Below are 24,679 nucleotides of genomic sequence, written 5' to 3' on the forward strand. Positions count from 1 at the left end.
CGCATCATGACGGATATCGCTGAATTCGAAGCCGAAACTGCCCCCGAGACCGTGAAGCGCGGCCGGGTCGTGCAAGGGCTCGCCTGGGCGGTGCTGCTTGCCGCCGTACTGATCGCCCCGGCGTTCCTCTACCCGGTCTTCGCGATGCAGCTGCTGTGCTTCGCGCTCTTCGCGGCAGCCTTCAACCTGCTGATCGGCTTCACCGGGCTCTTGTCCTTTGGCCATGCCGCCTTCTTCGGTGGCGCGGCCTATATCGCGGGCCATGTGATCAAGGTCTGGGGCTTTCCGCCGATCCTGGGCATCCTGGCGGGGACGGTCTTCGCTGCCGCGTTGGGCTGGCTGGTCGGGATGCTCGCGATCCGCCGGCAGGGGATCTATTTCGCGATGATTACGCTGGCGCTGGCGCAGATCGTCTATTTCTTCGCGTTGCAGATGCCCTTCACCGGCGGCGAGGACGGGTTGCAGGGCATCCCGCGCGGTCACCTGCTTGGCGTGATCGATCTGAGCCAGCCGCTCAACATGTATTACTTCGTGGCGGCCGTCTTCCTGATCGGCTTCGCGGTGATCTACCGGGTGGTGCATTCGCCCTTCGGGCAGGTCTTGCAGGCGATCCGCGAGAACGAGCCTCGCGCGCTGTCGCTGGGCTATAACGTGGATCGGTTCAAGCTGCTGGCCTTCGTGCTCTCGGCCGGGCTTGCGGGGCTTGCGGGCTCGACCAAGGCGCTGGTGTTCCAGTTCGCCTCGCTGACGGATGCGCATTGGCAGATGTCGGGCGAGGTGATCCTGATGACCCTGCTCGGCGGCATGGGGACGATCTTCGGGCCGGTCGTGGGTGCGGTGATCGTGGTGGCGCTGCAGCATATGCTCAGCGGCATAGGATCGTGGGTGCAGGTCGTCATCGGTGGCACCTTCATCGCCTGCGTGCTGCTGTTCCGCCGCGGGATCGTGGGCGAGATTGCCCGGATGCTGAAGGTGGGTGGCTGGCTCTGAGCCCAACCCCGCCATTGAAACCGCGAACGGCGGGGGCGAGGCAATCGCTCCCGCCGTTTCGGTTTCCGGCCCGGCGTCATGTCCGAGTGAGAGCGATGAAAGCTTCGGCGAAACCGCTCTCAGCCCTCGCGCCAACGCGCGTCGATCTTGCGGTTGATCCAGGCCAGCCCCGCCAGCGCGAGGCCGAGCCCGACGAAGGAGGCCACGCGCGTCAGGCCCGAAAGCCCGCTCATGTCGAGAAGGAAGACCTTGACGATGGTCAGGGCAACGCCGCCCATGGCCAGTCGCCGCAACGGTTCGGAACGACGCATGACCGCGATGGCGAGAACGCTCAGTGAGACCAGAAGCATCGCCAGGGTGTAGCTGTAGAGTTCGCCGTCGGAGGGGCCGGGCGCGGACAGGTCGCGGCCGCGCCACAGCCTGCGGATCTCGAAAAATCCCCAGATCAGCGCTATCGCGGCCGCACCCGGAACGAGGACGCGCTGTAGCAGCCGAGCGAGCCGTTCTTGCCGCCGCCCCATCGCCCAGGCGCCAAGCGCGAGCGTCAGCGCAAGCGGCAGGAAGGCCAGCGCGAGCCCGTCGAAGACCGGCGGCCCGTTGACCTCGATGCCCGTCGCGAAATTGGCCATCCAGCTTGTCGTGCCGATCTCGATGGCCGCAAGGCCCGCGGCGGTGACGCCGGAAATCGCGGCAAAGACCGTCCGGATCACGCGCGCCGCGCGTGTCGAGGAGGGAAGCCGCCAGACCTGAGCGAGAGCGACGGCCGCCCATGAGGCCGCACAAAGCCCGGGCAGCCAGAAATTATGCCCGTCAAGATCGACATAGCGGGTAATGGCAAGCGTCAGGGTCATCGCCAGAGTGGTCAGCAAGGCGGACTCGGCCACCGCAATCAGGACGGGACGGCCCTTGCGGGTGATCCGTCGCGTCGCCTCGAACCCTGCCATTGCACCAAGATAGGAGAGCGCGAACTCTGCCCAGCTTGCATCCTCGATCGCGTAGAAGAAACCGGGATCGATCAGCAGCCGATAGCCGATCACAGCCGCTCCGAGCTGCGCGACCCAACTCAGAACGCGCAGGTCGAAGCGCCGGTCGATCAGGCTTGCAAGCACCATCAGCAGCGCCAATGCGAGGGTCAGCGCGGCTTTGGTCAGCAGCAGGAAGAAAGCCAGCGCGATCATCAGGATCGCGGCTGCCGCGAGAAGCCCCAGATCGCGTGGCCGCGAGGCGCCGGCCCGTGCGCCGCGTCGTTGCGCAAGCAGCACCATCATCGCCGCCCCCGCCATCGCCGCGAGCGCCCAGGGGTAATTTCCGATCACCGCGCGCGGGTTCCAGAGGAACTCGATCACCAGCGCGCTCGCGGGCACGATCGCCGAGGCTGCCAGCGCCCAGGGCAGGGCGCGAGCCGGGGCATCGACTTCGGGGCGCGTGGCGATCAGGTTGAGCCGCCAGGTCGCCGTCGCCGCCATCAGCGCCACCGCCCCCATCAGCCACCAGAGCGTCGCAGGCATCGGCGTTTCGGGAGCCGCATCGAGGAAGGCACGGAAGGTCCGGTAGATTTCGCCCTGCTGACGGGGTTGCACGGCAAGCGCTGCAAGGAAGGCGATGCCGGGCAGGGCGATCGTCAGATCCAGCGTCGGGGCGCGATAGAGCCAGAACGTGATCGCAAGGAAGATCGCGGTAAGCGCGCCCATCCCGAGGGCGAACTCGGTCGGGTTGGAGCCGGGATCGAGCGCAATGACGCTCGCCCCGAGGGTCGCGATCAAGATGCCCGCCGCGCCGAGCAGGGTCGGGAAGTCCGGGCGTTGATCCTTGCGCCAGCGGTGAAGTGGCACGCCATCGAAGGCGGGAACAAGGTGGCGTTCGGGCAAAACGAGCGCGCCAAGCCCGAGCGCGAAAGCCGCCCCGAGCAGACCGGGCGCGGAGCTCACGTCAAGATGCACGAGCGAAAGCCCCGTACAGGCGAGCACGAGTGCGAGCGCCGAGACCCAGGCCCAATGGCGAAAGCTGTCGATCGCGAGCCCGGCAAGCCCGATGATCGCGAAATAGGCGTAGAAGGGCGTGGCGTCGGTGTCGCTCGCGCTCACGAGGAAGGGCGCGCCGGTCGCACCCAGCAGCCCGACCGCAGGCAGGACCGCGCCGTAAAGCCAACCCATCAGCACAGCGCCCGCGGCAACCAGCGCGACGCCCCCGATCGCGGCGCCGGGGCCGATCAGACCATAGAGCGCATTCGCGGCTAGAATCCCGATGAACAGCACGACCACGCCCGCCCCGCCAAAGATCGAGGGCAGGTGCTTTGTGCTGGGTGTCGAGACATCGCCGAATTTGCGCCGCAGCCATTCGCCGCCGCCGATCAGCGCGAGCCCGAGGATCAGCGCGCCGATCACCCGCAAAGGGGGCGTCAGCAACCCGCGCTCGACGCCGTATTGCACCATGAAAAGACCGCCGAAGATCAGCGACAGCGCCGCCACGGCCAGTGTCCAGTTCGTGCGCAGCCAGTTCCCCAGACGCGCGAAATTCTCTGTGCGCAGGACATAGGCCTTCGACGGCTCCCGGGTCTCGGGCATGATCGGAGGAGGCGAAACCCCGGAAGTCTGCCAGGGGCCTTCAGTCGCTTCGGGGCGGGGCGGAACCGGGGGCGGGGTGGCGGACTGCCGATCGGAGGTCTCAGGTGTCGACGTCGCTTCGGGCTCTCCCAACTTCGCTTCGAGCTGTGCGATACGCTCTTTCAGGCTTCGGATGGTGAACAGTGCGTAAGGCAGGCCGATGAGGATCAGCAGCCCGTAGATCACTCCGATCAGGCCGAGAAGAAACATAGTGTTCTCCGTTGGATGGGCGGCGAAGTTCACCTGAGTTGGCAAAGCTTCGCGCGGGACCGCCCCGAAATCAAGCATTGGTGAGTGGGCGCGTGCGCGGACAGAGGCGGGATCGGGAGCCGTGGCGGGGTTCCGTTTTACGCTGGCAGCTTTAAGTGTTCATATTAAATATATGAATTATAACGAAATACGTGGTCAGAAGGACTTGAGCCTTTGCGTGGTTTCCGGATCGAGGAATCCGGTCACGGTCGCGTCGGTCTCAAGCTGAAGGGCTCGATGCAGGTCCGGCATCGCGACCGCATTGAGCACGCGCTTCATCGCGCGCAGCGCCAGGGGCGGCAAGGCGGACAGACGTGCGGCGACCTCGGTGGCGTGCTCTATCAGTTCCTCATCCTCGACCACCTTCCAGGCCACGCCGATCCGCGCCAGCTCTTCGGCACTGTAACGCTCTCCGAAGATCAGCATCTCACGCGCCTTGTTCAGCCCGACCAGCGCGGGCAGCAGTGCCGTGACGCCGCCGGTGACAAAGAGATTGAGCGAGACCTCGGGGAAGAACCCCGTCGCGCTGCGCGCCCAGATCGGGAAGTCGCAATTGATCGCCCATTCGAAGCCACCGCCCACGGCCCAGCCATTGATCGCGCCGACCACGGGTTTCGCACCGAGCGTGATCGCATGGGTCGCGCGCTGGATCGCCTCCACCAGATCGCGGGCGTCTTCCTCGCTCTCGGGATGGGTGTGGGCCTTTCGGTCGTCGCCCGCGCAGAAGGCCTTGCCCGCGCCGGTGAAAATGATCGCGCGCGTCGCGCGATCGGCATTGGCATCCTCAAACGCCTTTGCGACATCGTCGATCAGCGCGCGGTTCATCGCGTTGAGCCGCTCGGGGCGGTTGAGCGTAATGGTGCGAACGCCGTGGTCGCCGAGCGTGCTGAAAACGGTTTCATAGCTGAAATCGGTCATCGGTAGCTCCGGATCACGCGTTTCGTCTTGCCCTCGGTGCGCGGGAAACTGTGCGCGGGGCAGAGGGTGACGGTGGCGCTTGCGCCAAGGCGCGTCTTGATCGCCTGCTCGACCTTGTAGCGCAGCGCCTCTGAGACGGGCACGCCTTCGGCAAGCTCGGCCTGAACGGGCAGGGTGTCATGGGGCGGGGGCGCATCGAGTGTGATGCGATAGTCGCCCGAGAGCTCCGCGATCTCGTTGAGAACGGCCGCTACCATCGAGGGGAACATGTTGAGCCCGCGCACCACCACCATGTCGTCCGAGCGTCCGACCACCGAGAACCGAAAGCCTGTGCCGCCGCAAGCGCAGGGCTCGGTCGCGTCGATCTCGATGATGTCGCCGGTGCGAAAGCGCACAAGTGGCTGGCAATCGCGTGCCAGGTGGGTCAGCACCAATTCACCTCGCGCGCCGGGTTCCAGCGGTAAGGGCGTGCCGCTCTCAGGCTCGATCAGCTCGGGGTGGAGAACATCGGCAGCCATGAAATGCAGCCGCGTGTCCTGCGCGCATTCGGCGGCGAAATTCGAGAACACGTCCGAGACACCGTAATTGGCGTTGCGCGGCTCCATCCCCCAGGTCTCGCGCAGCCGGGTGCGGAAGGCGGGGTCGTCGAGCCCGGGTTCGCCTCCGAAAAGCCCGAGCTTCAGCCCAAGATCGCGCGGCTTCAGCCCGGGGAAACGCTCGGCGAGGACCCGTTCGAGCACCGCCGGATAGGAGGGTGTGCAGGAGATCGCGGTGATGCCGACCTCGCGGATCGTGCGGATCAGCAGATCGGTCGCGCCCACGCCGAAGGGCACGACCAGCGCGCCGGTCGCCTCCAGCGTCATGTGATCGGTCAGCCCGCCCATCCACATCTGGTAATTGAGGCAATGCACCACCGTATGATCGGGCCCAAGCCCCGCCGAGGCATGGCAGCGCCCGCCGACCTCCTGCGTCACCTGCGCGTCGCGGGCCGAGAGCGCGAGGTTCATCGCCTGACCGGTCGTACCCGAGGTGCGATGCAGCCGGTTCGCGAGGCTGCGCGGAGCTGCGAGATAATCCCCGAAAGGCGGATGGGCGGCCTGTGAGAGGCGCAGCTGGGTTTTGTCCGAAAGCGGGAGCTCGGGCAGATCGCGCAGGTCGCGCGGCGGCTCGTGCCCGTCCCAGAGGGTTTGATAGAAGGGCGAATGGGCCGCGACATGGGCGCGCTGCGTCTCCCAGGTCTGCGCGATATGTGGCGCGAGATCGGCCATCGACAGGCGCTCGGCCCCCTTGATCGCGCTCATGGCATCATCCCCCGTTCCCAGATCAGCGACAAGGTTTCGAGCGTGGCCTCGCGGTCGCTAGAGAGAGCGATCAGCGTGGGGTCGCGCGACAAAAGAAGGCTCGAGAGATACTGATCGACCATCCCCCCGAGCGCATAGGCGCGCCGCATCAGCTCGTCATGTGGGATCGTCTCGGTCCGCCCATCTTGCCGCATCCGGCGCTCGACGGCGGCCACGACGGTTTCGATCCACTCCCGGTTCAGGCGCTGGAAGGCCGCGCTTGCCTCGGGAAAGGCGTCGATGTGATGCACGAGGCAGCGCATGAGACCGCGGTTCTGCTCGAACAGATCGAAATAGGCGCGCGTGGCGGCGCGCGGGGCGGCCTCGGGCAGAGCCGCGCTCGCCGCGCGCATCGCCGTTTGCACAAAGAGGGCGAAATCGCTCAGCAGCGTGTCGAGCAACACCGCGCGGTCGGGGAAGTAGAGATAGAAGGTGCCGTTCGACACACCAGCCTTTTCGCAGATCGCCGAGATGGTCAGATCCTGCGGTCCGCTGCCATCGAGCACCGCACAGGCCGCGATCTGGATCTGAGCGCGGGTCCGTTCGCCCTTGGGGCGGCCCGCGCTGATCGTCGCGAGATGGGTGGGGTAGGAGAGGATCGGGAGATCCTTCGGGGCGGGGCGAGGATACATCTCTGGTGATTCCTGAAACTGACGTCATTTTCATAAAATGAGAGATGCCCAAGCGTCAAGCGTGGACGAAGAGGGCGGCGTTCAGACCGGCAGTCCGGTCAGCCGCGCCACGAGTTCGGTTGCGTTGCGCGCGCCGAGCTTGGCTTGCAGCCGCGCGCGATGGGCCTCGGCGGTGCGCGGCGAAAGGTTCAGAAGCCGGGCGATCTCCTTGTTCGTCCGCCCCTCGGCGAGAAACGCCGCGACCTGCCGCTCGCGCACCGTCAGATCCACCACGGGGCGCGATTCCGAGATATCGGCGAAGCTCCAGATCGCGCGGGTGAACGGATCGTCGGGGGTGAGCGACTGGCCCCGGACCCGGCACCAGAACAACCCGCCGTCGCGGCGCTGCATGATCCGCTCATCGGCATAGCGCCCGGTGTCGAGCATCTTCTGCCGACCGATCTCGCCGATACGCTGGAACTCCTCGGCCGAAGGGTAGAGCGCGGCCAGCGAACGCCCCGCCAGCTCCTCGGCCCCATAGCCGAAGGTCTCGCAAAACCGCGCGTTGCATCGCTCGATCACCCGGTCGCAGGTGAGTGCGAGGCCCACCGGCGCGTGCTCGAAGGCCAGCGCGGCTGCCTCTGCCTCCTCTTGCTTGCCCATCCCTGCAATGCCTCCCCGATTGCGTAATTCTACGAATAGAGCGGGTACGCTGCAGTTGCTAGTCTGCGGCGAAATCGCGGGAGGAGGATGAGATGGACGCGAAAATCGTGGGCTGGGGGCATACGCAATTCGGACGGCTCGAGGGGCAGACGCTCGAGGATCTGATCCTCGCGGCGGGCGGGCAGGCGCTCGATCATGCGGGGATCGACCCTGGCGAGATCGACGGCATCTGGCTGGGCCATTTCAACTCGGGGCTGGTGCCCGATGGTTTTCCCAGTTCCCTCGCGCTGGGGCTTGACGAGCGGCTGCGCTTCACTCCGGCCACGCGGGTCGAGAATGCCTGCGCGTCGGGCTCTGCCGCGATCTATGCCGCGCGCGACGCAATCCGCTCGGGCCGGGTGAAGGCCGCGCTGGTGATCGGAGCGGAGAAGATGACCGCGAAGGACACCGCGGGCGTGACCGAGGCTCTGGCCGGGGCGTCCTACCAGGCTGAAGAGGCAGGCGTTTCCTTCCCACAGATCTTCGCGCGCTTTGCCCAGGCCTATTTCCAGGCGCATGGGGATCGCTCTGCCGCGCTTGCCCGGATTGCGGCGAAGAACCACCACAACGCGCTGGCCAATCCGCTTGCGCAGATGCGCAAGGAGGTGGGGTTCGAGTTCTGCAATACCGTGAGCGAGCGCAACCCGATGATCGCCGCGCCGCTGCGGATGACCGATTGCTCGCTGATCTCGGACGGGGCGGCGGCGCTGGTCATGGTGGCCGAGGATCGCGCGGGCGATTTCGCCAATCGGATCGGGTTCCGCGCCGCCCAGCAGGTCAATGACTACCTGCCGATGTCGCGCCGGGATCTTCTGGCTTTCGAAGGACCGGTAGAGGCCTTCGCGCGCGCCTATGCGGAGGCGGGAATCGGCGTGAAGGATCTCTCCTTCGCGGAGATCCATGACTGTTTTACCATCGCGGAACTGCTTGTTTATGAGGCCATGGGGCTGGTGCCGCGCGGGGCGGGCGCCCGCGCGATCGATGAGGGATTGGTGACGCGCGAAGGGGCGCTGCCGGTGAACCTCTCGGGCGGGCTCAAGGCCAAGGGGCATCCGGTTGGCGCGACGGGCGTGTCGATGCACGTTCTGGGGGCGATGCAGCTCACAGGGCAGGCGGGCGAGATGCAACTGCCTGGCGCGGAGCTTGGCTGCGTGTTCAACATGGGCGGGTCGGGCGTCGCGAATTACTGCTCGATCCTCGAGGCGGAGCGCGCGGAATGAACCCGGCGGAGTGGCTCGTCCGCACCGCAATTCGTCGCCCCCGCGCGCCTGCGCTGATGCGTGGCGAGGAGGTTCTGGCCGATTACGCGCAGTTTGCCGACAGGGCCGCGCGGATCGGGACGGGGCTTGGCGCGCGCGGGATTGCGCCCGGAGACCGGGTCGCGATCTTCATGAAGAACCGCACCGAATATCTCGAGGCGCTTTACGGCGCGTGGTTCGCGGGCGCGGTGGTGGTGCCGATCAACGGCAAGCTGCATCCGCGCGAGGCCGAGTGGATCATCGAGGCTTCGGGGGCGAAGCTGACCTTCGTCACCGCCGATCCCGGGGTCGAGCTGCACAGCGAGACGCTCGATATCGAAAGCCACGCCTATCGCGCACTGATGGAGCATGCGCCGATGGCCGCGCCCGTGCCGATCGAGGCCGATCAGACCGTCTGGCTGTTCTACACTTCCGGCACGACGGGGCGGCCCAAGGGGGTGAAAATTACCTCGGCCAATCTCCAGGCGATGTGCCTTGGCTATTTCACCGATGTGGACAGCGTCGAGGAGCAGGATGCGATCCTCTACGCAGCGCCGATGTCGCACGGGGCAGGGCTTTACAATTTCGTTCATGTGATGCGCGCGGCGCGTCATGTGGTGCCACTCTCGGGCGGGTTCGAGGCCGAGGAAATCCTGGATCTCGCACCGCGTCTCGGGAATGTCTCGATGTTCGCCGCGCCGACGATGATCCGCCGACTCGTCGATCGCGCCAAGGCGAGCGGGTCGACCGGAGAGGGGATCAAGACGATCGTCTATGGCGGCGGACCGATGTATTTGGCCGATATCGTCGAGGCGGTCGAGGTGATGGGGCCGCGTTTCGTGCAGATCTACGGCCAAGGCGAGAGCCCGATGACGATCACAGCGCTCTCGCGCGAGATCGTTGCCGATCGCAGCCATCCGCGCTGGCGCGAACGGCTCGCTTCGGTGGGGCTGGCCCATAGCCCGGTCAGCGTGCGGATCGCGGATGGCGACGGCAACCCGCTGCCACACGGGCAAACCGGCGAGATCCTCGTGCGTGGCGCTGCGGTGATGGCGGGCTATTGGGAGAACCCCGAAGCGACCGCGCGTGCGATCCGCGACGGCTGGCTGTGGACCGGCGACATGGGGGCGATGGATGCGGACGGGTTCGTCACGCTTCAGGACCGCTCGAAGGATGTGATCATCTCGGGCGGCACGAATATCTACCCGCGCGAAGTCGAAGAGGCGCTGTTGCTGCATCCCAGCGTGCACGAGGCGGCGGTGATCGGCACGCCCGACGTGGAATGGGGCGAGAGCGTTCTGGCCTTCGTCACCCCGGCCCCGGGGAGCGCGATCGACCCTGCTACGCTCGATCGCCACTGCTGCGAGAGCATCGCGCGTTTCAAGCGCCCCAAGGCTTACCGCGTCGTCGCGGCGCTGCCCAAGAACAATTACGGCAAGGTTCTCAAGACAGAGCTGCGCCGGATCATCGAGGAGGAGAGAGAATGACGCAGCTTCAGGGAAAGACCGCGCTGGTGACGGGATCGGTGCAGGGGATCGGGCTTGCGATCGCCGAGGCGCTGGCCGGGGCGGGGGCGCGGATCGCGCTGCACGGGCTGGCCGGTCCCGAACAGGTGTTCGAGGTTACGCAAAAGCTCAAGGCTGCGGGCGCGCCGGAGGTGAGGTTCTTCGATGCCGACATGGCCGACCCTGCGGCGATCGACGCGATGATGGATTCGGTGGCGGACTGGGGCGGGGCGGATATCCTCGTGAACAACGCGGGCATCCAGCGCACGGTGAGCCTGGCTGAGGCCGCGCCAGAGATCTGGGACGCGGTGATCGCGGTGAACCTGTCGGGCGCCTTTCACACGATGCGTCGCGCGCTGCCCGAGATGGCGGCGCAGGGCTATGGCCGGGTGATCAATATCGCCTCGGTGCACGGCCTTGTGGCCTCGGTCAACAAGGCGCCCTATGTGGCCTCGAAATTCGGTCTCGTCGGGATGAGCCGGGTCGCGGCTTTGGAATATGCGACCGCGGGCAGCAAGGCCTCTGGCGGGGTGACGGTCAATTGCATCTGCCCGGGTTGGACCGAAACCGAGATCCTCGCGCCCCAGATCGCCGAGCGGGCCTCTGCCCATGGCGGGGATCGCGCGGCGGGGGTGGCAGCGCTTCTGGCCGAGAAGCAGCCGACGCAACGAATGTCGGACCCGTCCGAGATCGGGGCGCTCGCGCTGTGGCTCTGCGCGCCGATCGCCCATAACGTGACCGGAACCTCGATCCCGGTCGATGGGGGCTGGACGACGCAGTAGGGCGGTGCCGGGGGGCAGGCGCCCCCCGGATCACTCTCCCCAGTTCAGCCGGATATCGTGGCGGTAGCGATACTGCGGCGGCAGCGTCGGCGCCGTGGCTTCGTCGATCTCGGCATGGACATTGGCAGGCGGCGTCACCGTCGCGTCGCGCCCGAAGAGGAAGCTCTGCTCGACCACGAGCACCCGATAGGCCTTGTTCAGCGCCAGCGCGCGCTCGCGCGAGGGGGTGATGAGATCATAGACCGTCTTGCCCGCCATCGCCTCGGTGTTGACGCGGCCATCGGGCGTGAACCAGCGCGCGATCATCTCGGTATTGGAGCGAAATTCATCCCCGCCGCCGCTGCGTTCGAGATATTGCGCGATCTCGCCCATGCTCTCGCCCAGATTGGGCACGTCGCGCTGGCTGTGCAGGTCGATATAGCCCCAGCCCTTCGCCCCGGTGATCTTGCGCGGGAAAGCCCAGGTCTGGTCGATATTGGCGCCCGTCGTAGTGTGGCAGCCGCGGCAGAAGAACAGCTCTTCATTGGTCTGGCGGCGCAGGCGGCCCGTCTCGTCCTCGATGAAGGCCAGAAGCGTCCAGCCCATGCCGTTATCCATCCCCTTGTCGCCAAGGTCGACATAGCGCGGCAGATTCTCGTCGAGCTTTTCCTGACGTTCATTGCCATAGCGCGAGGCGATCTGCGGGATCGAGAGGGCGCGGGTCTTCACCATGTAGCGCAGTTCCTTCATGCGCGGCGGTGTGGTGATCGCGTCATTCTCGCCAAGCCCCACATATCGCACGGAATGCAGGAATTCGGTGCCTTCGGGGTAGAGCATCCGCTGCACGGGCTCATCCGAGGCCGCCCCGAGATAATGCGCGCTGCGCTTGATCGTGGCCGTTTTCCCGAGCGTCCCGTCGCCATCGAGATCCACGCCGAGCGCGGCTTCATCGACCTCGGGCATGCTGATCGCGTCACGGTCCTGAAAGGCCATCTCCAGAAGCGCGAGATTGGCGAAGTAGAGATCACGGCTCTTGCGCCCGTCCGTGTCCGTGTAGAACGGCGCGGGCAGGCGGATCAGCACGTCATCGGTCGAGCCGTTCGTGGGCCAGAAAGTCGAGGGCTGCGGTTTGTAATTGAACGCGACCCACCACGAGCCATCCCGCGCGAGGCCATCGGCGTCGAAGGCGCCTGCGCCGTCGGCATAGCCATCCAGATCCGGGATCCAGCCCTCGAAGCCTTCCGCGCGCAGGCGTCCGGCCAGATCGGAATAATTGTCCTGTCCGATCCAGTCGAGGATCGCCGCATCCGAAATCGCCGCGACCTTGGCCGAACGGTCGATGAAGAGATTGGCGTAATGGTTGGTCATGCCCGCTTCCGAGAAAGCGTATTCCGCCTGCAAACCGCCGTCCTGCATGAAATTGGGGCGCTCCCGGTCGGTGTTCGACTGGTGGCAGACATAGCAGGGATTATAGCGCCCCTCGATCTCGGTGTAGCATTGCGGCGGGATCGGGGCCTCGGGATTGTAGCGCCGTCCGGCCTCGGCGAGATCCTCGGAGGCAGGCCGCAGCGCCATCAGCGCGGCGGTGTCGAGCTTCGAGAGCGGTTGCGCGGCGGCCGCGAGCGGGGAGAGGGCGAGAAGCGCGCTCGCCAGACGATACAGCATGACAGTCTCGGGCTTGGAAAATGATAACCGGGGGCAGGTCGTGCCCGCCCCCGGTCGGATGTTTTCGGACGAGGCTTACATCGCGCTGCGATCGGGGGTGTAGAGCCACATCGCGTTGTTCTCGTGATGGCCGGTATCCTCACCGATCAGCACCTGGCCCGAGGGCAGGACGACGATGTTGTCGGGGTTCGAGATCGCGTTCACGTCGCAGGCATTGGTTTCGGCGTTCTTGTCATACGCGCCACCCGCCACGGCCGGGATCATCGTCGCGACGTTATAGGCCGCGTCGAGCTTCATCTCGTAGACGACGCCGCACTTGTTCTCGGCGACCTGCACGTCGCCCTTGTCATCGGCCATGCCCTTGGCGACTTCCGACATCGCCATGTACATGTAGGGGACCGAGCCGTCGGCCGCCGCGTCGAAGTTGATGTTCACGCCTTCCATCTTGCGGAATTCGGCGGTCGCACCCTTGGCCTTGGCGGCCTTGCGGCTTTCGAGGAAGGCCGCGCGGTCGTCTTTCGCTTCGCCCTTCGCCCAGGCTACGACGTCTTCGTCGGAGATGTAGGAGCTCTTGCCTTCGGCGTAATCGGCCTGGGTGATACCGTCATAGTCCGCGATCCACGCGGCGATATCGGCTTCGGTGCCATGGGCCAGCTCGATCCATTCGACATCGAACCCGCTTTCGGCCGCGGCGGTGCCCGGAGCGGTCTTCTGGGTCATCTTCGCGGCGTAGAGCGTGCCGGCCGAAAGATCGCCCGCCTCATCGGCGACGAATTTGAAGAACACGACATTGGTGCCGTCATCGGAGAGATAGACCGTCTTGCGATCGGGCATCACCACCGAGTTCTCATGCGAGAAGCGACCCATCGCGAAACGCTTGACCGGGGTGGCCTGACCCGCCGGATCGGCGATCTCGACGATGAAGCCGTAGCGGTAGGGGTTCGGATACTGGCCCAGATACTGCTCGAGCCCGGCCACATCGCCGATCTCTTCGAAGTTCGGGTTGTTCCAGTCGGCGGTTTCGTCGAAATACAGCTCTTCCGAGCTGAGCGGCGTGTTCCAGGGCGAGAGGGTGCCGAAGCAGTTCACCCAGGTGCCGTGCACAGCCGAGAAGTCGAGCATCATCGCGTCATTGGCGTCCGCGCTCCAGGTGCCGTCGGCCGCACGCGACAGCTTCACCCGCGACATGCCGCCGGGACGGTCTTCCCAGTTGGTGAAGAGATAGCCCGCATCCTCGCCGGTCGCGACGAAGGCGTTGAAGTCGGGATCGTTCGACGAGAGGATCTCGCCTTCCGCGTTGGTGATCTTGCCGATCTTGTCGAAGTCGCCTTCCTGCACCAGCACCTGGTATTTGCCCAGCGAGGTCTTCACGACTTTCTTGTCGTCGCCTTCGGGAACGTCCGACGCCTTGGCCTTGAAATCCGCATTCGAGACGACGCCGATCGTCGCTTTGGCAAATTCGTTGCCCATGTCGTCGGCGGGGTGCTGGACGTTGAAGAACAGGTCGCCCTTTTCGAGGAACATGCCGGTGATCTCGCCGCCCAGCGGCACGGTGACCACGCGGGTGAGGGTCTCGGCAAGGACCGGCGTGCTCAACGCGGTCGACAGGACGAGCGAGGAAAGAAGAGTGGATTTCATGATGCGGCTCCCAGAGTTATCGCTACGGGGGGCTTTAGGGGGCGATTGTATCGGATTCCTCACGAACAGATAACAGAACTGTGAAACCCAAGGGACGGGGAAACGCGCTTGCCAAACTGCGCGGTGATCCGCCTTTCACGAGGGGGAAATCGCCGGGCAAGCGGCTTTCGCGAGGCCCGACCCTGCGCCTGTGCATCACAAAACGACGAGATTTCCCGGCCTTTGGCAGAGGGATCTTGCGGATTTTTTGGCGGCCTCCCGGAAATGAGATCGGATGTGTTCTCTTCCGTGTTCCCTCAGGGAATTGAAATGGCAGGAAAAAATCTTTCGCAATGGGTATCTGGGGGCGACGCTCTGCGCGGTGAGTCTCGGCGCAGTATCACGCCCGTTCACCGCTGCGCGATTGTTACATGGCTGTCAGAAAGCGCGCCCAGACCGGGTGGCAACGAAACGGGGTGCTCTCGTTTCGGCGTGAAATGACAGACAACGAGGATCGTTATCCCATGTTCAAATCCCGTCTTTCCCTCACCGCCGTGATCGCCGGTGCTTCGCTGGTCTCGGCTGTCGCGGCGCAGGCTGGCGACATCTCGGGCGCTGGCGCGACCTTCCCTTATCCGATCTATTCGGACTGGGCGAAAACCTACAAGGAAAAGACCGGCACCGGGCTCAACTATCAGGCCATCGGCTCGGGCGGCGGCATCAAGCAGATCGAGGCCCGCACCGTGACCTTCGGCGCCTCCGACAAGCCGCTGGGCGGCGATGAGCTGAAGGCCAATACGCTCGTGCAATTCCCGACCGTGATGGGCGGCATCGTCCCGGTCGTGAATGTCGACGGCATCAAGCCGGGTGAGCTGGTGCTTGATGGCGCGACGCTGGCCAAGATCTACGAAGGCAAGATTACCAAGTGGAACGATCCGGCCATCGCCAAGCTCAACGAAGGCGTGAAGCTGCCCGACGCGGCGATCGCGGTCGTCCACCGTTCGGACGGATCGGGCACCACCTTCAACTTCACCTACTATCTCGCTGCCGTCGATCAGGGCTGGAAGGACGATATCGGCGTCTCGACCGCGGTCGAATGGCCGGTGGGTCTGGGTGCGAAAGGCAACCAGGGCGTCGCCGCCAACGTCGATCAGACGAAGAACTCGATCGGCTATGTCGAATATGCCTACGCGCTGCAAAACCACATGACCTACACGGACATGATCAACAAGGACGGCAAGCGCGTGGCGCCCAAGGCCGACGCCTTCGCTGCGGCCGCCGCCAATGCCGACTGGTCGAGCCAGCCGGGCTTCGGTGTGATCCTCGCCAACCAGCCGGGCGAGGCGACCTGGCCGATGACGGCAGCGACCTTCATCCTGATGCATTCGGATGCCAAGGACGGCGCGGCGTCGGCTGACGCCCTGAAGTTCTTCGACTGGGCTTATGCGAATGGCGGCGCGGCTGCGGCCAAACTCGACTATATCCCGATGCCCGCCTCGGTCGTTTCGCAGATCAAGGCGGAATGGACGCAGATCAAGGGCAAGGACGGTGCCTCGGTCTGGGCGATGAACAACTGATCGCACGATCCCCCGCATGATCTCGGGAGGGCTGTTTCGGCGGCCCTCCCTTTGCCCGTTTTGAAGGGAGTGCAGAATGAGCGTCGTGACTGAGTTTGAGGCAGGTCCGCGCGCGGCCAACCCGGCGGCGCGATCCGATCGGGTCTTCGGCACGCTGACCTTTGCTGCCGCCGTGGTGGTGCTGTTGACCCTGCTGGGCGTGTTCGTCTCGCTGGCCATGGGTGCCTGGCCCGCCTTCCAGCATTTCGGAGCGAGCTTCCTTGTGACGGCGAAATGGAACCCGGTGACCGACAGGTTCGGCGCGCTGGCCCCGCTTTATGGCACGGTGGTCACCTCCGTGATCGCGATGCTGATCGCGGTGCCGGTGGGGCTCGGGATCGCGATTTTCCTGACCGAGACGTGCCCGCGCATCCTCCGCCGCCCGCTGGGGATCGCGATCGAGCTGCTCGCGGGTATCCCCTCGATCATCTACGGCATCTGGGGGCTCTTCGTCTTCGCGCCCTTCATGCAATCGGTGGTGCAGCCCGCGCTGATCGACACGCTGGGGCAGGTGCCGCTGATCGGCACGCTGTTTTCGGGCGCGCCCTACGGGATCGGGATGCTGACCGCCGGGCTCATCCTCGCGATAATGGTTCTGCCCTTCATCGCCTCGCTGGCGCGCGACATCTTCCTGACCGTGCCCGACATGCTGCGCGAGAGCGCCTATGGGCTCGGCATGACCCGCTGGGAGGTCAACCGCCATATCGTCATCCCGCATGTGCGCACGGCGCTGGTGGGGGGCATCATGCTCTCGCTTGGGCGCGCCTTGGGTGAGACGATGGCCGTGACCTTCGTGATCGGCAACGCGCACCGGATTTCCGCCTCGATCCTGCAACCGGGCACGACGATCTCGGCCGCGATCGCGAATGAGTTCACCGAGGCGACGACGCCGCTTTACACCGCCTCGCTGATCGCGCTGGGGCTGGTGCTGTTCATCCTCACCTTCATCGTTCTGGCCGCAGCCCAATTCCTGCTGCGCCGGATGAAGCAGAAATCGGGAGTGTGAGCGATGGCCTCCATGACCCGCAGAAAAGCCGTGAACGCGGTGATGATGGCGCTGAGCACCGGGGCCGCCGCGCTGGGATTGTTCGTGCTTGCCGTGATCCTGATCCACCTTGTCGCGAAGGGGGCGGGTGCGCTGAACCTCGCCGTGTTCACGCAGGATACGCCCGCGCCGATGGATGCGGGAGGCTTGCGCAACGCGATCCTCGGCTCGTTGATCATGTCCGCGATCGCGGTGACGATTGGGACGCCGATCGGCATCCTCGCAGGGACCTATATGGCCGAATACGGGCGGTTCTCGAAGCTCACCAAAGTGATCCGCTTCGTCAATGACATCCTGCTCTCGGCGCCTTCGATCGTCGTGGGCCTCTTCGTCTATCAGCTCCTTGTCGTCACGCTGGGGCATTTCTCGGCGTTGGCGGGGGCGGTGGCACTGGCGATCCTCGTGATCCCGATCGTGGTGCGCACCACCGAGGACATGCTGCTGCTGGTGCCCGATCAACTGCGCGAGGCCGGGCTTGCGATGGGCGCGCCGCGCTGGGTGGTGATCCGAACCATTGCCTACAAGGCCGCCCGCGCGGGCATGGTGACGGGCGTGCTGCTCGCCATCGCGCGGATCTCGGGTGAGACAGCGCCGCTTCTGTTCACGGCATTGTCGAACAACTTCTTCAGCCTGAACCTCACGCAGCCGATGGCCTCGCTACCGATCACCATCTTCCAATTCGCGCTGTCGCCTTACGACAACTGGCAATCCCTCGCCTGGGCAGGCGCGCTTCTCATCACCGTCGCGGTGCTGGCGCTGTCGATCATCGCCCGCCTCGTCACCTCCCGAAAGGAGAAAGCCTGATGGATACGCTCATTCGCGACCGCTCTCCGCTCACGTTCCACGACATCGACCCGGCACCGAAGCCGCGCATCGCGATCCGCAATCTCGAGTTCTTCTACGGCAACACCCGGGCGCTGAAAGGCATCGACCTCGATCTGCCGGAAAACCGCGTGACCGCCTTCATCGGTCCTTCGGGCTGTGGGAAATCGACCCTGCTGCGGGTGCTGAACCGGATGTATGACCTCTATCCGAACCAAACCGCGACGGGCGAGGTGCTGCTCGACGGAAAGAACATCCTTGCGAAGGGCACGGACCTGAACCGGCTGCGCACCAAGGTCGGGATGGTGTTCCAGAAGCCCACGCCCTTCCCGATGACGATCCATGAGAACATCGCCTTCGGTCTGCGACTGATGGGCACCGCGAAATCCGAAATCGACGACCGGATCGAGGCGGCCTTGCGCGGCGCGGCGCTGTGGGAAGAGGTGAAGGACAAGCTGCAAGCCTCGGGTCAGTCGCTCTCGGGCGGCCAGCAGCAGCGCCTTTGCATCGCGCGCACGATCGCGGTGGAGCCCGAGGTGATCTTGCTGGACGAACCCGCCTCGGCGCTCGACCCGATCTCGACGGGCAAGATCGAGGAAACGATCCATCAACTGAAGGAAAGCTTCACCATCGCCATCGTCACCCACAACATGCAGCAGGCGAGCCGCGTCAGCGACCGCACCGCCTTCATGTATCTGGGCGAGCTGATCGAGGCAGGCGAGACCGCGCAGATCTTCACCCGGCCTCGCGAGGAGCGGACCTCGGATTACATCACAGGCCGGTTCGGCTGACAAAGGTTGGGCAGGGGGCGCAACGCGCGCCCCCGCGCCTCATTCGGCCACGCAATCGGCGAAATAGCAGGTCTCGCCATCCGGCCCGGTTTCGACCACGAGCCCGTGGATGTCTGTTTCGAAACCGGGGCATTCGCGGGCGAATTCCCGGTTGAACCGCAAGTAATCCACGATCTTCGCGTTGAACACTTCCCCCGGGATCAAGAGCGGGATCCCCGGAGGGTAAGGGGTGACGAGGCTCGTCGTGATGCGCCCTTCCAGCTCGTCGATGGGCACGCGCTGGGTCTTGCGCCGCGCGATATGCGAGAAGGCCTCGGAAGGCGTCATCGCGGGCAGGTGGTCGGAGAGATAGATCTCGGTCGAGAGCCGCGCCACGTCGTATTTCGCGTAAAGCGTGTGGACGTGCTGGCTGAGATCCTTCAGGCCCATGCGCTCATAGCGCGGATGCTTGGCGGAGAACTCCGGCATCACCCGCCAGAGCGGCTGGTTCTTGTCGTAATCGTCCTTGAACTGCTGGAGCGCGGCCAGAAGCGTGTTCCAGCGGCCCTTGGTGATCCCGATGGTGAACATGATGAAGAAGCTGTAAAGCCCGGTCTTCTCCACCACCACCCCATGCTCGGCGAGGTATTTCGACACGATCGAGGCGGGGATGCCGGTCTCGTCGAAACGCCCCTCGATATCGAGGCCGGGTGTTATGATCGTGGCCTTGATCGGGTCGAGCATGTTGAACCCCGGCGCCATGTCGCCAAAGCCGTGCCAGCTGTCCGAGCCGGTGCTTTCGACGCCCTCGGCATCGGTTTTCTTCAGCACCCAGTCGCGGGTCTCGGCCATGCCATCGCCGTCCGAGCGGAAATCGGTCGGTCCCCAGACCTGGAACCACCAGTCCTCGGGGCCGTATTCCTCTTCGACCTTCACCATGGCCCGGCGGAAATCCAGCGCCTCGACGATGCTTTCCTCCACGAGCGCAGTGCCGCCTGGAGGCTCCATCATCGCCGCCGCCACATCGCAGCTTGCGATGATCGAATATTGCGGGCTGGTCGAAGTGTGCATCAGGTAGCTCTCGTTGAAGAGATGCCGGTCGAGTTTGGCTTCCTGGCTATCCTGCACGAGCACATGGCTTGCCTGCGAAATCCCGGCGAGCAGCTTGTGCACCGATTGCGTCGCATAGGTGATCGACTTCTCCATGCGCCCGCGCTTGCGGCCCATCGCGTGATACTGGCCGTAGAACGGGTGGAAGGCGGCATGCGGCAGCCAAGCCTCGTCGAAATGCAGGTTGTCGATCCAGCCGTCGAGGAGCCCCTTGATCACCTCGGTATTGTAGAGCACGCCGTCATAGGTCGATTGCGTCAGCGTCATGATCCGCGGGCGCACCGTGTCGGCGTCGTAATCCTTCAGAAGCGGATTGGCGCGGATCTTCTCGCGGATCGAGTCCGGCTCGAATTCCGACCGCTGGATCGGGCCGATGATGCCCCATTGATTGCGTGTTGGCTTGAGGAAAACCGGGATCGCCCCGGTCATGATGATCGAGTGCAGGATCGACTTGTGACAGTTGCGGTCGACGACGACCACGTCGCCGGGCGCGACCGTGTGGTGCCAGACCATCTTGTTCGAGGTCGAGGTGCCATTGGTCACGAAGAAGCAGTGATCGGAGTTGAAGATCCGCGCCGCGTTGCGCTCCGACGCGCCGATAGCGCCGTTATGGTCCAGCAGCTGGCCCAGCTCCTCGACCGCGTTGCACACATCCGCGCGCAGCATGTTCTCGCCGTAGAACTGGTGATACATCTGACCGATCGGCGATTTCAGGAAGGCCACGCCCCCTGAATGGCCGGGGCAATGCCACGAATAGGAACCATCCTCGGCATAATCGAGAAGCTGCTTGAAGAAGGGCGGCTGGATGCCTTCGAGATAGCTCTTGGCCTCGCGGATGATGTGCTTGGCGACGAATTCGGGCGTATCCTCGAACATGTGGATGAAGCCGTGCAACTCGCGCAGGATATCGTTGGGCAGGTGGCGCGAGGTCTTGGTCTCGCCATGCAGGAAGATCGGCACGTCGGCGTTTTTCCAGCGCACTTCCTCGATGAAGGTGCGCAGCTTCTCGACCGCCGGATCAAGCTCGGGGCCAGCCGAGAATTCCTCGTCGTCAATGGCCAGCACGAAAGCCGAGGCGCGGCTTTGCTGTTGGGCGAATTGCGAGAGATCTCCATAGCTTGTGACGCCGAGAACCTCGAACCCCTCGGCCTCGATGGCCTGGGCGAGCGCGCGGATCCCGAGCCCCGAAGTGTTCTCGGAGCGGAAGTCTTCGTCGATGATGACAATGGGGAAGCGGAATTTCATCGGGCGTCCTTTCTCGAAAGCGTCCGGTTGCCTCGTACATCTCAGTCCGAAGCGGGCCACGTCAAGGCCCATGCCTTGAATTGAGAGGTTGCGCAAGGCGCTGTGACGATGCGCGGGCAGGGGTGGCGGCGCTTCGCCGCAACCGATGATCTCAGGGGGCATCGCGCCAGCCGTTTGCGCCGAAACCGCATCCCTTTTCAGCGGGCGCATTTCCTTCGTCGATCGCTCGCGCTACGGTCGCCGCCGGGTAGGGGGAAAGGATCCGCGATGCGAAACGGTGGACAGCTGCTGGTCGAATGTCTGGTGGCGCTCGGGGCGCGCAAGGCCTTCGGAGTGCCGGGGGAGAGCTATCTGGCGGTGCTCGATGCGCTGCATGACACGCACGGGAAGCTCGATTACGTGCTCTGCCGGCAGGAGGGCGGGGCGAGCTTCATGGCCGCGGCCTTTGGCAAGCTGACGGGGCAGCCGGGCCTGTGCATGGTCACGCGCGGCCCCGGTGCGACCAATGCCGCGATCGGGGTGCATACGGCGATGCAGGATTCGGTGCCGATGATCCTTTTCGTGGGACAGGTCGGCACCGACATGAAGGGGCGCGAGGCGTTTCAGGAACTCGATTATCGCGCCGTCTTCGGCACGATGGCGAAATGGGCGGTCGAGATCGACCGGATCGAACGCATCCCCGAAATCCTCGCCCGCGCCTGGAGCACGGCGATCTCGGGCCGTCCGGGGCCGGTCGTGGTGGCGCTTCCCGAGGATATGCTGACCTCGATGACGGATGCCGCCCCTCTGCGCGGCCCCGTCGAGATCACCGAACCCCACCCCGATCCGGCGGCGATGGAGCGCCTTCGCGAGATGCTGGCAGGGGCCGAACGTCCGCTCATCCTCTATGGCGGGTGCAACTGGAAAGGACAGGGCACGCGCCCGATCCAGCGCTTTGCGGAAGCCTCGGATATCCCGGTGGTTTCGGTCTTTCGCTATCAGGACCAGTTCGACAATCACTCGCCGAGTTTCTGCGGCGAGGCCGGGGTCGGGATGATGCCCCATGTGAAGGCGCTGATCCGCGAGGCCGATGTCATCCTCGCGATCAATGCGCGCTTTGGCGAGAACGCGACCGATGGCTACACGCTGCTCGACGTGCCGCAACCGCGCCAGCGGTTGATCCATGTGCATGGCTCGGATCGCGAGATCGGCAAGGTCTATTGCCCGGAGCTGGCGATTCAGTCCGGGCCGAACGCCTTTGCCGAGGCGCTCGGGGCGCTCGCGCCGGTCAAGGGCAGGTGGGGCGCGTGGCGTGCCGAGGGGCGCGTGGCCTATGAGGCGGGGTTCGATCTGCCCGATCTCCCCTCGCCGGTCGATATGGGCAAGGTCTGCGCCCATCTGCGCGCAACGCTGCCCGAGGATATGATCGTCACCAACGGCGCGGGAAATTTCGCGATCTGGTCGGGGCGGTTCCTGAAATTCGGGCCCGAGGCGCGGCTCCTTGCGCCGCAATCGGGCGCGATGGGCTATGGCGTGCCCGCCGCGATCGCCGCGAAGCTGGTCCACCCCGCGAAGACGGTTCTGTGTTTCGCCGGCGATGGCGATTTCCAGATGACCTCGCAGGAGCTTGCCAGCGCTGCGCAGGCCGGGGCGCAACCGATCATTCTCGTGCTCAACAATGGCATCTATGGCACGATCCGCGCCCATCAGGAGCGCAATTATCCCACGCGGGTTTCCGGCACCGAGATGACCGCCAATCCCGATTTCGCGGCGCTCGCGCGGGCTTACGGCTTTCATGGTGAACGGGTCGAGCGTACCGAGGATTTTGCGGCGGCCTTCGAGCGGGCCTTGGCATCACCGACGGGAGCCGTGCTCGATCTGGTGATCTCGCCCGAGGCGCTGACCCCGCGCCAGACGCTCTCGCAGATGCGCGAGGGGGCGCTGGCTGCGGGCAAGGGACGTTGAGCGCGGCTCAGCGCCGCGCGAGGATGAACCACTCGCCGATATTCTCGCGGTTCACATAGCCGATGAACCGGCCGTGATCGCCGGTGACGGCGACGGCCGGAACGTGGCGCCCCGACATCGCCTCGAGCACGGCCTGAAGCGGTGCGGTGGAGGGCAGGGCGGGCAGGCCCGTCAGCATGTGGTCCGAGACGCGCTCGGCGCGGTGTTCAGGCTCGGGGAAGGACATCACCTCGGCGCGGGTCAGAAACCCGAGGAAGGCCCCATCCGGCCCCAGCACCGGAAATTCGGATTGCGTGGTGCGCAGGATCAGACGCGCGGCGTCCTCGAGGCTGTCCTCGGGCGACAGGCTCGCGAATGCGGTGATCATCGCATCTCGCGCCTGCGCGCCGCGCGCGCGCCCGCGCATCGTGACATCGGCGCTTTCCGCCCCGCCCGCGAAATAGATGAAGACCGCGATCAGCACGAGGATCGGGCTCGATTGCATCACCCCCCAGAGCCCCAGCGCGAGCGCCAGCACCCGCCCGACCTGCGCGGCGATCTGCGTGGCCTTCACCCGGTCCATGAACAGCGCGAGGACCGCGCGAAACACCCTGCCGCCATCCATCGGGAAGGCGGGGATCATGTTGAAGGCCACGAGCAGCAGGTTGACCACGGCGAGCCGCGCCCAGAAATCCTGCGTCGGGCTCTCGAGCGATTGCAGATCCGCGATCTGCCCGCGCACCCCGATCAGCACCGAGAGCACGATCCAGATCACGATATTGACCGCCGGACCCGCCACCGCGATCATAATCTCCTGTTTCGGGTTTTCGGGGATGCGCTCGAGGCGCGCGAGCCCGCCGATCGGCAGCAAGGTGATGTCAGGGGTCTTCACCCCGAACCGCGCCGCCATCGTTGCATGGCCCAGTTCGTGCAACATGACACAGGCGAAGACCGAAACGATGAAGAGCATGTTCACCAGCGCCGATTGCGGCCCTTCGGCCATCCAGGCGCCGACCATGATCCAGGCCAGCAGAAGGAAGAACGTGACATGCACCCGCAGCTCGGTGCCGCGAACTTTGCCGATGGGAAAGGACCAGCTCATCTCTGCTCTCCGTTGGGTCTGGTGCGACGGTAGCGAGAGGAGGCCACGTTCGGTCGCCGGGTGCAAGCCCCGCAGGGGAACAGTGTTTGTGGGTTTCGGTGGATTTCGATATAATCTTTTTTAAATCAATCGCTTGCGGTTTGAAGTTCATCCGAGGGGATGAAGCGATGACTGAGTCGATCCAACGACCCAGACTGGAATTCCCGTTCGATACTTCCGCGTTCTAGACGAAATCGGTGGCCTTCCCGGCGCGCATCGCGCGCGATCACCCGAGCTCCATGGTGGCGATCGCTTGCAAGGACGCGCTCGTGTTCGGGGCGGGGCCGCGATACATCCGGGCCGTCTCGAAAGCCGATGTAAATCCAAGCTGCGACAAACGGGCCCTTAGCGGCGCGTCGCCTTACGGCAGATCGATCGACACGGGCGCCGCCGGATAACGGCTCGCGACCGCGATCCGAACGGCGCGCGCACGCTCGAGGTGTGCATCGTGAACAACACGCGCCACGTCAAGGCCTTCTCGGTCAACGGGCAGGGGCGCAAGGAGGTCAAGCCGACGCATCGCGGCTGCCAGTCGATCACGCCGGGCACCACCAATATCCGGCTTTGGAAACAGACGATTCTGAAGCAGTTCAAGCAAGTCGATGGGTGGAACTTCGACACGACCGGTCGTGGTGGCGGGCGTGTGACGTTCTTCTGGGTGACCGACTGATCTTCCGCGCAACACGGTCGGCACCAGTTCAAAAGGCGGCCCCATGGCCACCTTTTGTCCTGCGTCGATGGGGGACGGTCCCTGTGAGGGTCTCCGCGTCGGCGCGATAGCCTAGCAAGAGCGTCCGGCCCGCCGCTT

19 protein-coding genes are annotated in these 24,679 nt (G+C 65.0%); 10 read left to right on the forward strand and 9 right to left on the reverse strand.

What is annotated here, in order from left to right; translation table 11 throughout:
• Window positions 1-6 precede the first annotated feature (6 nt).
• Window positions 7-990 (forward strand): branched-chain amino acid ABC transporter permease, encoded by a 984-nt coding sequence (locus tag BMG00_RS16340; RefSeq protein WP_093470174.1) that lies wholly within the window; start codon window positions 7-9, stop codon window positions 988-990.
• Window positions 991-1,109: 119 nt separating this feature from the next.
• Here the strand turns inward: BMG00_RS16340 and BMG00_RS16345 are convergent, their stop codons facing one another.
• From BMG00_RS16345 to BMG00_RS16365, 5 genes are all read right to left on the reverse strand, one after another.
• A complete protein-coding gene (locus BMG00_RS16345; protein WP_158521756.1) occupies window positions 1,110-3,803 on the reverse strand; it encodes a DUF2339 domain-containing protein in 2,694 nt (897 codons plus the stop codon).
• A gap of 195 nt (window positions 3,804-3,998) precedes the next feature.
• Window positions 3,999-4,760 carry an enoyl-CoA hydratase/isomerase family protein gene (locus tag BMG00_RS16350; RefSeq protein ID WP_078575089.1) on the reverse strand — a complete coding sequence of 254 codons (762 nt, stop codon included), beginning with the start codon at window positions 4,758-4,760 and terminating at the stop codon, window positions 3,999-4,001.
• Window positions 4,757-6,061, reverse strand: a complete 1,305-nt coding sequence (locus BMG00_RS16355; protein WP_078575090.1) for a phenylacetate--CoA ligase family protein — start codon at window positions 6,059-6,061, stop codon at window positions 4,757-4,759. The genes BMG00_RS16350 and BMG00_RS16355 overlap by 4 nt, the downstream gene beginning before the upstream one ends.
• Window positions 6,058-6,732 carry a TetR/AcrR family transcriptional regulator gene (locus BMG00_RS16360; protein ID WP_078575092.1) on the reverse strand — a complete coding sequence of 225 codons (675 nt, stop codon included), beginning with the start codon at window positions 6,730-6,732 and terminating at the stop codon, window positions 6,058-6,060. Before BMG00_RS16360 ends, BMG00_RS16355 begins: the two co-directional genes overlap by 4 nt.
• An 81-nt stretch (window positions 6,733-6,813) precedes the next feature.
• Entirely contained in the window at window positions 6,814-7,374 is a 561-nt protein-coding gene (locus BMG00_RS16365) for a PAS and helix-turn-helix domain-containing protein (RefSeq protein WP_078530292.1), read from the reverse strand.
• Window positions 7,375-7,466: 92 nt separating this feature from the next.
• On the opposite strand from BMG00_RS16365, the gene BMG00_RS16370 reads away from it, so the two are divergent.
• Genes BMG00_RS16370 through BMG00_RS16380 form a run of 3 tightly spaced genes read left to right on the forward strand, consistent with a single transcriptional unit; the run spans window position 7,467 to window position 10,938 of the window.
• A complete protein-coding gene (locus tag BMG00_RS16370) occupies window positions 7,467-8,633 on the forward strand; it encodes an acetyl-CoA acetyltransferase (RefSeq protein ID WP_078575094.1) in 1,167 nt (388 codons plus the stop codon).
• The gene (locus tag BMG00_RS16375; protein WP_078575095.1) at window positions 8,630-10,138 is read left to right on the forward strand and encodes a class I adenylate-forming enzyme family protein; all 1,509 of its coding nucleotides are present in this window, start codon (window positions 8,630-8,632) and stop codon (window positions 10,136-10,138) included. The genes BMG00_RS16370 and BMG00_RS16375 overlap by 4 nt, the downstream gene beginning before the upstream one ends.
• Window positions 10,135-10,938, forward strand: coding sequence for a 3-hydroxybutyrate dehydrogenase (locus tag BMG00_RS16380; protein ID WP_078530295.1), 804 nt, complete (start codon window positions 10,135-10,137; stop codon window positions 10,936-10,938). Before BMG00_RS16375 ends, BMG00_RS16380 begins: the two co-directional genes overlap by 4 nt.
• Window positions 10,939-10,968: 30 nt before the next feature.
• On the opposite strand, the gene BMG00_RS16385 is transcribed toward BMG00_RS16380, so the two are convergent.
• Together BMG00_RS16385 and BMG00_RS16390 are read right to left on the reverse strand one after the other, a co-directional pair.
• Complete coding sequence (locus BMG00_RS16385) at window positions 10,969-12,582, reverse strand: hypothetical protein (protein ID WP_078575097.1); 1,614 nt, start codon at window positions 12,580-12,582, stop codon at window positions 10,969-10,971.
• Window positions 12,583-12,657: 75 nt separating this feature from the next.
• Window positions 12,658-14,220, reverse strand: coding sequence for a PhoX family protein (locus BMG00_RS16390; protein ID WP_078575100.1), 1,563 nt, complete (start codon window positions 14,218-14,220; stop codon window positions 12,658-12,660).
• A 503-nt stretch (window positions 14,221-14,723) separates the two neighbouring features.
• On the opposite strand from BMG00_RS16390, the gene pstS reads away from it, so the two are divergent.
• From pstS to pstB, 4 genes are all read left to right on the forward strand, one after another.
• Window positions 14,724-15,776, forward strand: a complete 1,053-nt coding sequence (gene pstS / locus BMG00_RS16395) for a phosphate ABC transporter substrate-binding protein PstS (RefSeq protein WP_078575102.1) — start codon at window positions 14,724-14,726, stop codon at window positions 15,774-15,776.
• A gap of 76 nt (window positions 15,777-15,852) precedes the next feature.
• On the forward strand, window positions 15,853-16,821 hold the full coding sequence (gene pstC / locus BMG00_RS16400; protein WP_078575103.1) for a phosphate ABC transporter permease subunit PstC: 969 nt from the start codon (window positions 15,853-15,855) through the stop codon (window positions 16,819-16,821).
• Window positions 16,822-16,833: 12 nt separating this feature from the next.
• The gene (pstA, locus tag BMG00_RS16405; protein WP_245795068.1) at window positions 16,834-17,664 is read left to right on the forward strand and encodes a phosphate ABC transporter permease PstA; all 831 of its coding nucleotides are present in this window, start codon (window positions 16,834-16,836) and stop codon (window positions 17,662-17,664) included.
• Window positions 17,664-18,473 carry a phosphate ABC transporter ATP-binding protein PstB gene (gene pstB, locus BMG00_RS16410; RefSeq protein WP_078575107.1) on the forward strand — a complete coding sequence of 270 codons (810 nt, stop codon included), beginning with the start codon at window positions 17,664-17,666 and terminating at the stop codon, window positions 18,471-18,473. Before pstA ends, pstB begins: the two co-directional genes overlap by 1 nt.
• 39 nt (window positions 18,474-18,512) lie before the next feature.
• On the opposite strand, the gene BMG00_RS16415 is transcribed toward pstB, so the two are convergent.
• Window positions 18,513-20,807 carry an arginine/lysine/ornithine decarboxylase gene (locus tag BMG00_RS16415; protein ID WP_078575108.1) on the reverse strand — a complete coding sequence of 765 codons (2,295 nt, stop codon included), beginning with the start codon at window positions 20,805-20,807 and terminating at the stop codon, window positions 18,513-18,515.
• A 267-nt stretch (window positions 20,808-21,074) separates the two neighbouring features.
• Between BMG00_RS16415 and BMG00_RS16420 the strand changes: the two genes are divergently transcribed.
• Entirely contained in the window at window positions 21,075-22,751 is a 1,677-nt protein-coding gene (locus BMG00_RS16420; RefSeq protein ID WP_078575110.1) for a thiamine pyrophosphate-binding protein, read from the forward strand.
• Window positions 22,752-22,758: 7 nt separating this feature from the next.
• Here the strand turns inward: BMG00_RS16420 and BMG00_RS16425 are convergent, their stop codons facing one another.
• On the reverse strand, window positions 22,759-23,832 hold the full coding sequence (locus BMG00_RS16425) for a site-2 protease family protein (protein WP_078575112.1): 1,074 nt from the start codon (window positions 23,830-23,832) through the stop codon (window positions 22,759-22,761).
• Window positions 23,833-24,319: 487 nt separating this feature from the next.
• Between BMG00_RS16425 and BMG00_RS16430 the strand changes: the two genes are divergently transcribed.
• On the forward strand, window positions 24,320-24,541 hold the full coding sequence (locus tag BMG00_RS16430; protein ID WP_146642678.1) for a hypothetical protein: 222 nt from the start codon (window positions 24,320-24,322) through the stop codon (window positions 24,539-24,541).
• Window positions 24,542-24,679: the final 138 nt, after the last annotated feature.

This window comes from Thioclava marina (assembly GCF_002020135.1).
Taxonomy (GTDB): domain Bacteria; phylum Pseudomonadota; class Alphaproteobacteria; order Rhodobacterales; family Rhodobacteraceae; genus Thioclava; species Thioclava marina.

Coding starts and splice junctions, on each gene's coding strand:
- BMG00_RS16340 (WP_093470174.1), top strand. CDS start 7: ATGACGGATATCGCTGAATTCGAAGCCGAAACTGCCCCCGAGACCGTG.
- BMG00_RS16345 (WP_158521756.1), bottom strand. CDS start 3,803: ATGTTTCTTCTCGGCCTGATCGGAGTGATCTACGGGCTGCTGATCCTC.
- BMG00_RS16350 (WP_078575089.1), bottom strand. CDS start 4,760: ATGACCGATTTCAGCTATGAAACCGTTTTCAGCACGCTCGGCGACCAC.
- BMG00_RS16355 (WP_078575090.1), bottom strand. CDS start 6,061: ATGAGCGCGATCAAGGGGGCCGAGCGCCTGTCGATGGCCGATCTCGCG.
- BMG00_RS16360 (WP_078575092.1), bottom strand. CDS start 6,732: ATGTATCCTCGCCCCGCCCCGAAGGATCTCCCGATCCTCTCCTACCCC.
- BMG00_RS16365 (WP_078530292.1), bottom strand. CDS start 7,374: ATGGGCAAGCAAGAGGAGGCAGAGGCAGCCGCGCTGGCCTTCGAGCAC.
- BMG00_RS16370 (WP_078575094.1), top strand. CDS start 7,467: ATGGACGCGAAAATCGTGGGCTGGGGGCATACGCAATTCGGACGGCTC.
- BMG00_RS16375 (WP_078575095.1), top strand. CDS start 8,630: ATGAACCCGGCGGAGTGGCTCGTCCGCACCGCAATTCGTCGCCCCCGC.
- BMG00_RS16380 (WP_078530295.1), top strand. CDS start 10,135: ATGACGCAGCTTCAGGGAAAGACCGCGCTGGTGACGGGATCGGTGCAG.
- BMG00_RS16385 (WP_078575097.1), bottom strand. CDS start 12,582: ATGCTGTATCGTCTGGCGAGCGCGCTTCTCGCCCTCTCCCCGCTCGCG.
- BMG00_RS16390 (WP_078575100.1), bottom strand. CDS start 14,220: ATGAAATCCACTCTTCTTTCCTCGCTCGTCCTGTCGACCGCGTTGAGC.
- pstS (WP_078575102.1), top strand. CDS start 14,724: ATGTTCAAATCCCGTCTTTCCCTCACCGCCGTGATCGCCGGTGCTTCG.
- pstC (WP_078575103.1), top strand. CDS start 15,853: ATGAGCGTCGTGACTGAGTTTGAGGCAGGTCCGCGCGCGGCCAACCCG.
- pstA (WP_245795068.1), top strand. CDS start 16,834: ATGACCCGCAGAAAAGCCGTGAACGCGGTGATGATGGCGCTGAGCACC.
- pstB (WP_078575107.1), top strand. CDS start 17,664: ATGGATACGCTCATTCGCGACCGCTCTCCGCTCACGTTCCACGACATC.
- BMG00_RS16415 (WP_078575108.1), bottom strand. CDS start 20,807: ATGAAATTCCGCTTCCCCATTGTCATCATCGACGAAGACTTCCGCTCC.
- BMG00_RS16420 (WP_078575110.1), top strand. CDS start 21,075: ATGCGAAACGGTGGACAGCTGCTGGTCGAATGTCTGGTGGCGCTCGGG.
- BMG00_RS16425 (WP_078575112.1), bottom strand. CDS start 23,832: ATGAGCTGGTCCTTTCCCATCGGCAAAGTTCGCGGCACCGAGCTGCGG.